Source organism: Mitsuaria sp. TWR114, assembly GCF_007997345.1.
In genome coordinates this window covers 1-7432 of sequence record NZ_VOSR01000135.1, presented here as the reverse complement: position 1 = coordinate 7432, position 7432 = coordinate 1, and the positions used below count along the sequence as shown (strand labels likewise).

Annotated in this window: 9 protein-coding genes; 5 read left to right on the top strand and 4 right to left on the bottom strand. The window is 69.3% G+C overall.

The genetic code is table 11. The annotated features are described in order from the left end of the window. A partial coding sequence (locus FUT87_RS06450) for an alpha/beta fold hydrolase (RefSeq protein WP_147240474.1) occupies positions 1–684 on the top strand: 684 nt, incomplete at its 5' end. Positions 685–780: 96 nt separating this feature from the next. Then, positions 781–1713, top strand: coding sequence for a hypothetical protein (locus FUT87_RS06445; RefSeq protein ID WP_147240473.1), 933 nt, complete (start codon positions 781–783; stop codon positions 1711–1713). 51 nt (positions 1714–1764) lie between these two features. Here the strand turns inward: FUT87_RS06445 and FUT87_RS06440 are convergent, their stop codons facing one another. Next, on the bottom strand, positions 1765–2682 hold the full coding sequence (locus FUT87_RS06440) for a manganese catalase family protein (protein ID WP_147240472.1): 918 nt from the start codon (positions 2680–2682) through the stop codon (positions 1765–1767). 276 nt (positions 2683–2958) lie between these two features. Next, positions 2959–4005, bottom strand: a complete 1047-nt coding sequence (locus FUT87_RS29840) for a hypothetical protein (protein ID WP_222617058.1) — start codon at positions 4003–4005, stop codon at positions 2959–2961. A 70-nt stretch (positions 4006–4075) separates the two neighbouring features. Here FUT87_RS29840 and FUT87_RS06425 point away from each other — a divergent pair, with 70 nt between their 5' ends. The 3 genes from FUT87_RS06425 to FUT87_RS06420 all read left to right on the top strand — a co-directional run bounded on the left by FUT87_RS06425 (position 4076) and on the right by FUT87_RS06420 (position 6831). Then, a complete protein-coding gene (locus FUT87_RS06425) occupies positions 4076–5566 on the top strand; it encodes a prolyl oligopeptidase family serine peptidase (RefSeq protein WP_222617057.1) in 1491 nt (496 codons plus the stop codon). Between the two features lie 248 nt (positions 5567–5814). Continuing rightward, entirely contained in the window at positions 5815–6036 is a 222-nt protein-coding gene (locus FUT87_RS28490) for a hypothetical protein (RefSeq protein ID WP_183479355.1), read from the top strand. A 15-nt stretch (positions 6037–6051) separates the two neighbouring features. Beyond that, positions 6052–6831, top strand: a complete 780-nt coding sequence (locus FUT87_RS06420) for an OBAP family protein (RefSeq protein WP_147240470.1) — start codon at positions 6052–6054, stop codon at positions 6829–6831. A 13-nt stretch (positions 6832–6844) separates the two neighbouring features. On the opposite strand, the gene FUT87_RS06415 is transcribed toward FUT87_RS06420, so the two are convergent. Continuing rightward, on the bottom strand, positions 6845–7276 hold the full coding sequence (locus FUT87_RS06415) for an Hsp20/alpha crystallin family protein (RefSeq protein ID WP_147240469.1): 432 nt from the start codon (positions 7274–7276) through the stop codon (positions 6845–6847). Positions 7277–7305: 29 nt separating this feature from the next. Further along, a complete protein-coding gene (locus FUT87_RS06410) occupies positions 7306–7425 on the bottom strand; it encodes an Hsp20 family protein (RefSeq protein ID WP_255511699.1) in 120 nt (39 codons plus the stop codon). Positions 7426–7432 lie beyond the last annotated feature (7 nt).

Below are 7432 nucleotides of genomic sequence, written 5' to 3'. Positions count from 1 at the left end.
CAGGCGGTGCTCGGCGCCGACCTGCGGGCGCTGATGGATGCGCTGCGGATCGAGTCCGCGGTGCTGGCCGGATACGACTGGGGCGGACGGGCCGCCTGCGTGGTCGCGGCGACCTGGCCGGAGCGCTGCGCCGGGCTGGTGTCCTGCAACGGCTACAACCTGCTGCATCCGCCGGACGCCATGGCGCCGGACGAGCCGGCCAACGAGGCGCGCTACTGGTACCAGTTCTACCTGCATGGCGAGCGCGGCCGGCGCGGCCTGGAGCAGCACCGGCACGCCATGGCGAAGCTGCTGTGGCAGATGTGGTCGCCGCGCTGGCCGTTCACCGAGGCGGACTTCCTTCGCTCGGCGGCGGCCTTCGACAACCCCGATTTCGTCGAGGTGGTCGTGCATTCCTATCGCCACCGCTATGGCTTGGTCCCGGGCGACGCGCGCTTCCTCGAACTGGAGGCGCAGCTGCTGACGCGACCGGTGATCCAGGCCTCGACCATCCTGCTCGACGGCCTGGCGGACGGCGTCGCCGTCGAGCCCGACACGCGCTCGCATGCGCGCCATTTCGCGCGGCTCGTGCGGCATGAGCGGGTGGATGGCGTCGGCCACAACTTCCCGCAGGAGTGCCCCGCTGTCTTCGCCGCGGCGGTGATGGACCTCGTCGAGGCGGCTGCGAGGGAGCGACGAGTCTGATCAACGCGCCCTGTGCGGGGCGGGGCGGCCTTTCGGCAATTTGCGGGAGACAGATCAGCCAGGGGCCGATGGAACCTCGGGACGCCGGCGGATAGATTGGCGTTCGACATCACTTCCGTCAAAGGGTTCGCGATGAAGCAGCGCTCTCACCACCGTGCCCCCTCGGCACAGGACCTCCCCGCGGCGCAGGGCGACCGCGTGCCGGTGCGAGCGATGCATGAGCGCAGCCTGATCCAGGCAAGGACGCTGCAGGCCTTTGTCGACCAGTCACCCCGCATGCAGGCGCAGCGTCGGCTCGTCGATGGCGTGCTTGGCGGTGCAGAGAGTGATCGGCCCGTATTGCAAGGCGCCGGAAAGTCTTGGCCGGGTAAGGCGGCTGCGGCGTCACCCGTGGGTGTCGCTCAGTTGGGTAGAACGGACTCGGCCATACCGGACTTCGTTACCAAATTCTTCGAGGACCTCAATACGAGCTACCACGCGTTCAAGCAGGGTAATTGGAGCTTGATTTCGCAGGCTCACGAGGAGGCCCACGGAGCCGCGCCCTCGACCTCGGGGGCGGCGTACACCATCGACGCGATCACAGGCAGGAAGCTGGTCGAGACGCTGACCCGAACCGGTTGGAAGCCTCACGACTCGGAGAGTCGCAAGAGTGCCATCGAGACCTCGGCAGCTTTTTCGAAAGCACGCAGGCAGCAGGGGGCTTCATCGGACCGCGGCGGAGCTCCGCAGCTCACGACGGACGACCAGGGCAAGCCGATTCGAACGATCACTTCCCACAAGGCGCGAAAGAAGCTGCATCAAGACGGAGCAAGCGAGTACTACTACCTGAAGGGAAACAATGCGCTCTTCAAGGAGGGCCGTCCGGTGAAGGAGACGGACTATCCGATACCGGGCGCGCTCCAGCCCGCCGCGGCAACGATCGTCGATGTGGACTCGGACGAGTCGGAGGAGTCCAGCGAAGAGAGTGAGATCGAGGCGACCCGGCCGGTGCAATCTGGCGAAGGTGGTTCACCGAAGGACGAGCCCTAGGAGTTCGATCCCCCCCCGGCCCGGGTGCCTGCGTGGCCTCTTCCGTCGGGCTTACGGCTGCGGCTTGTCCATCGCCGCATTCGACGCGTCCACCGGGGTCGGCCCGCTGCCCAGCTCCACGCCGGTGACGGGCTCGCTCAGCGGATCGGACGCGGTGCGGGTGCGCATGGCCTCGCAGTCGCGTTCCTCCTCCGGCGTCAGGCCCACCGAGGCCTGGCCGTCGCCGCCGTCGACCGCGCATTGGCGCTCGCGGGCCGACTCGTACAGGAACAGCTTGCTGTCGTTCCACGGGCCCCGCATGTCGCCTTCGCCTTGCGACATGTTGTAGTAGACCGAGGCGAACTCCGGCTTGCCCGGCAGCTTGCCCGGCGGGAAGTTCGGGCTGATCGAATACAGCGCCTTCTCGAACGAGCGCTGGTGGGCGATCTCGCGGGTCATCAGGAAGCCGAGCGCCTCCTTCACGCCGGGGTCGTCGGTCACCGCGATCAGCCGTTCATAGACGATCTTGGCGCGCGCCTCGGCGGCGATGTTGGAGCGCAGGTCGGCGGTCGGTTCGCCGATGCTGTCGATGTAGCCGGCGTTCCAGAGCTGGCCGCCGGAGTTGGTCAGCGCCGGTCCGCCACCGTACAGCACCTGCGTCACATGCGAGTCGTTGCCGGCGCCTTGCAGCGAGCGGAAGAGCTCCGCTTCGGAATCGGTCGCTTCGGCCAACTGGCCCTTGGCGCCCTTGTTGAGCATCGCAACGATGGTGCCGATGACCTCGAGGTGGCTGAGCTCCTCGGTGGCGATGTCGAGCAGCATGTCCTTGCGGCCCGGGTCGTCCTCGGCCAGCGCCTGGGTGAAGTAGCGGCAGGCGGCGGCGAGCTCGCCTTGCGGGCCGCCGAACTGCTCGAGCATCAGGTTGGCCAGCGCCGGATTGCATTCGCGGACGCGGACGGTGTACTGCAGACGTTTGTTGTGGGCGAACATGGAATCTCCTTGCGGTAGGCGGGGAAGAGGGCAACTTGAAGCGCCGCGCCACGCAGACCTCAAGCGGGGCCGGCGTGCATGGCGACAAGGTCGATCTGGCAAGGGCCGATCCAGCGCCGCGATGAGGGTCTCGCCGCCACGGTGGGAGTGCGATGGCCATGGATCGTCGATGGCATCGGCGTTCTCGGTCGCCAGGAAAATTGCGTCGCTTCGTTTCCGACGTTCGGAAGGGCATGCGGCAGAACTCACACACTTGTCCAGGCAAGTGTTTTGGGGTCAGGGCTTGCGCCGGTTCGCGCGCTGCGAGGCGCGCGCGCGTGCTCTCTCTAGCGGGACGCCCCAACGCTCGTATTTCCGCGAGTCGACTGGTTCATCTGCCGGTCGTCCGCAACCGCCTGCCGCCCCGCAACCTCGATGGCATGGGCTTTGCAATGAAGAGGTCGTTGGCATGTGCCAATGACCATTGACGGAGACACCACCATGACTCAGCAATCCAACCAAGGTCAGTCGACCCCAGGCCAGCAGGGCGGTTCCGGCTCGCAGCGCGAGCAGAACCAGCAGAACCAGCAGAACCAGCAAGGTCAACAAGGCCAGCCGGGTCAGCAGGACCAGAACCGCGAGCAGCAGCGCCAGCAGGGTCAGAACCAGGGCCAGCAAGGCCAGGCCTCGCAGGGCCAGGAGCAGCAGCGCCAACAAGCCCAGCAAGGCCAGCAGCGTGAGGACGGCTCGCAGAACCGCGCCGAGCAGCAGCGCCAGCAAGGCGGCCAGCAGCGTGAACAAGGCGGGCAGCAGCGCGACGAGCGTTGAGCGCCGGCAAGCGCAGGGGCCGGCCCGCAGGGGTCGGCCCCTTTCATCTTCCAGCGAAAGGAAATGCCGATGGGCGAAGCCCCGAGCGCCTTCACCGTGGACGACCTCTGCAACGAGCAGCGCATCGAGTCGCTCGACCTGCACCCTTGCGGCCAGCGTGCGGTGTGCGCGGTGAAGTCGGTGCAACGCGCGGACGATGACTACCAGACCCACCTGTGGCTGCTGCCCTTGGGCGGCGGACCGTCGAACCGGCTGACCTTCGTGCCCAGCAAGAACTCGCGGCCGCGCTGGTCGCCCGGCGGTGATCGCATCGCCTTCCTGAGCGACCGGCATGGCGGGCCGAAGCAGGTGTTCCTGATGCCGGCGGACGGCGGCGAGGCCCGCCAGATCACGCGTTTCGCCGGCACCGTGATCGACCTGGCGTGGCGGCCGGATGGCCGCCAGCTCGCGCTGGTCTGCGCGGTCAATGTCGATCCGGACCAGCGCGTCGACGGCACGCGGGAGATCGACCTGCAACGCCCGATCGCCCCCGCGACGGCGCCGGAAGTGGTCTGGCGCCTGCCCTACAAGATGGACGGCTCCGGTTATGTGCTGGGCGCGGCTGCAGATCGTGCTGCTGGACATCGAGTCGCAGGCGGCGACGCCGCTCACCCGCGGCGATTACGACGTGGGGCATCTGGCCTGGTCGTGCGACGGCCGGCGTCTGGCCTACACCCGGGGACGCGAGGACGAACGCGAGAGCCACTGCACCGATGTCTGGATGCTGGACCTCGACGGTCCCGCGCAGCCGTTTCCCGAGGCGCGGCGGCTCACCACCACGGTGGCCACCGCCTCGTGGCCGGCGTTCTCCCCCGACGGATCGACGATCGCCTTCATGGGCGCCGAGAACGGCGGCGACGCGATCATGCGGCTGTGGGCGGTGGACGTGGCCACTGGCACAACGCGTCGAGTGGCCGACGAGGATGTCGAGCTCTTCAGCAACGCGCTGTTCTGGGACGCCGATGGCCGCCGGCTGCGCGCGGTGCAGGCCTGGCGCGGCGTCCAGCGCATCGTGTCGATCCAGGTGGACAGCGGCGAAGTCACCCCGCTGGTCGAGCCGCCCGCAGGGCAGGTGAGCGCGATGGCGGTGGGCGAGGTGATCGCCTATGTCGAGGAAGGCATGGACCATCCGATCGAAGCCCACCGCTGCGACCTGGACGGCGGCCAGGCGCGACGCATCAGCGACTTCAACGGCTGGTGGCGCGAGCGGCATGCGCTCAAGCTCGAGCGGCGCCGCTTCGAGGTGCCGGACGGCGAGGGCGGCACCGAGCAGATCGAGGGCTGGCTGCTGCTGCGGGAAGGCGAGCCTTCACCGCGCCGGCTGCTGGTCGACGTGCATGGCGGACCGGCCAGCTATGTGGCGCTGCAGTTCCCGACGACACCCTACTGGCAGGTGCTGGCGAGCCAGGGCTGGGCCATCCTGGCGCTCAACGCGGTGGGATCGGCCAGCTACGGCCGCCGGTTCAGCGAGCGGCTGCGCAAGTGCTGGGGCAGGCTCGACCTGCCGCAATACCGCGCCGCCATCGCCGCGTTGCGGCGCGAGGGCCTGGTGGACGATCGGGTCGCCATCGCCGGCTCGTCCTACGGCGGCTACTTCAGCGCGTATGCCACCGGCAACTGCGAGGACTTCCGCGCCTCGGTGGTCAGCGCGCCGGTGGGCAACCTGGAGACGCACTACGGCACCTCCGACAGCGGCTACTACGCCGACCCGTTCTCGATGGAAGGCAAGCCGGACGCCAACCGCGAGCTGATGATCGAGCTCTCGCCGATGGCGCACATCGGCCGCGGCCGCACGCCGACGCTGTTCCTGCAGGGCAAGGACGACGAGCGTTGTCCGAAATGCCAGTCGGAGGAGATGTTCGTGAAGCTCAAGCGCTCCGGCACGCCGAGCGAGATGGTCCTCTATCCCGGCGGCGACCACCACACGCTGGGCCAGGGCCGACCGTCCCATCGGCTCGACGGGCATGGGCGCATCGTCGATTGGCTGAATCGATGGGTCGAGGTGCCGTTGCCGGCGGCGCCCGGGGAGAAGCGCTGAGCGCTTCTCCGTGTCTTGGCGCGTGGAACGGGGGTTGCCCGTACCACGCAGGGCTCGATCCCGCGAGCCTCCCTCTGGAGATCTCCATGTCCCTTCGTCACCTGGCCGTCGCTGGCGGCGTCGCGCTGTTGTCCGCGCACCTGTTCCGTTCCCTGCGTGCGCCGCAAGACGGCGCACCGGCCTCGGCGCCGCTTCCGGCATCCTCGACGGACGCGTCCTCACCAGGCGCTTCCTTGTCCGACGCTCCCTTGTCCGACCCTTCCTCGGCGGCTGACCGCACGCGGTCCGAAGGCAGCGCGCGCGCCTCGTCGGAGAGCGGCGAGCCCGCGCCTCTGACGCCGCTGGAAGGCGCGGCGGTCGCTGAGTCGCTGCGTGAGCAGGAGCGCCCCGAACTCGGCCTGCCGAGCGACACGCGCAACGATGCCGATCGCGTCCGGCCCGGCCTGGCGGACTTCGCGCGCGGTGCCTGAGTCGCGAGGTTGGCGATGAGGCCACGCACCGCCTTGTCGGCGGCCCTGACCGGGCTGCTGCTCGCCGCCTGCGGCGACCACCGGACCGAATCGCCGGTCCAGTCGCCCGGCGCGCCGGCGCGGCCCACCACAAAGGTCCTCGAAGCGGGCGCCGCCGTCCTGCAGGACAAGCCGCCGATCGAGGCGCTCAACGCCTATCTCGATGGCTTCCACTTCTACAACGGGCGGCCCACGGCGCAGATGGAGGCGCATCACTACTGCGCCGTCCTCAACGAGGAACTCATCCAATGCGTCATCTACGACGGCAACGTCAAGGACGCGAAGCTGATGGGCGTGGAATACATCATCAGCGGCCGGCAGTTCGCGGCCTTGCCGGCGGCGGAGAAGCGCCTGTGGCACAGCCATGTGCATGAGGTGAAGTCCGGCCAGCTGATCGCGCCCGGGATTCCCGAGGCGGCCGAGCGGCAGCTGATGGAACGGCTGGTCGGCACCTACGGGAAGACCTGGCACACCTGGCACACCGATGAGGGCAAGTCGCTGCCCTTGGGCGTGCCGCAGCTGATGATGGGCTTCACCGCGGACGGCCAGGCGGACGCGGCCATGGTGGCCGCGCGCGACCAGCGATTCGGCGTCGTCAGCGCGCACAAGCGCGAGCAGCGCGGCGCCATCCCCGACCGGGATCGTGCCGGCGACGCGCGGCGCGAGGTGGCATTCGGCCAGCCTCAGATCCCCGATCCGACGGGCGCGCACGGGGCCGGTGCCCATGCGCCCGGGCGCGCCCCGTCCGCGCGGTGAGCGCGTCGCGCCTTCAGCCCGTGGACACGGCGATGCGCCGCGGCTGCGCATGCGCCTGCTTGGGGATCCGCAGCGTCAGCACGCCGTCCTTCATGCCGGCCTCGATGCGGCCCATGTCGAGCTCGCGGCTCAAGGTGAAGGCGCGGCGGAAACGCGGCACGCTCACTTCGGCCCACAGCGGGCGCATGCCGTCCGGCGCGCTGACCGCGGCCTCGCCTTCGATCACCAGCGTCTCGCCATCGAGCCGGACGTCGAGCGCTTCCCGCGGCACGCCCGGCATGTCGGCCAGCAGCGTGATGCCGCCGGCGTCCTCGAAGATCTCGACCGCGGGTTCCGCCACCGCGCGGGGACCGGAGGCCGGCTTGCCGGCCGGCGCGTTCTGCCCGGTCGAGGCCAGTTCCGCGCGGGGGCCATCGGCGCGGGTCAGTTGGGTGTGGGTGGACATGACAGCTCCTTTCTTCGTGAGGTCGTCGTTCACTGGACGTTGATGCGCTGCGGACGGGCGGCTTCGCGCAATCCCACCGTGACGCGCAGCACGCCGTCGCGGTAATGCGCGTCCACGCTGCCGGTGTCGGCATCGTCGGGCAGCGCCACGGCGCGG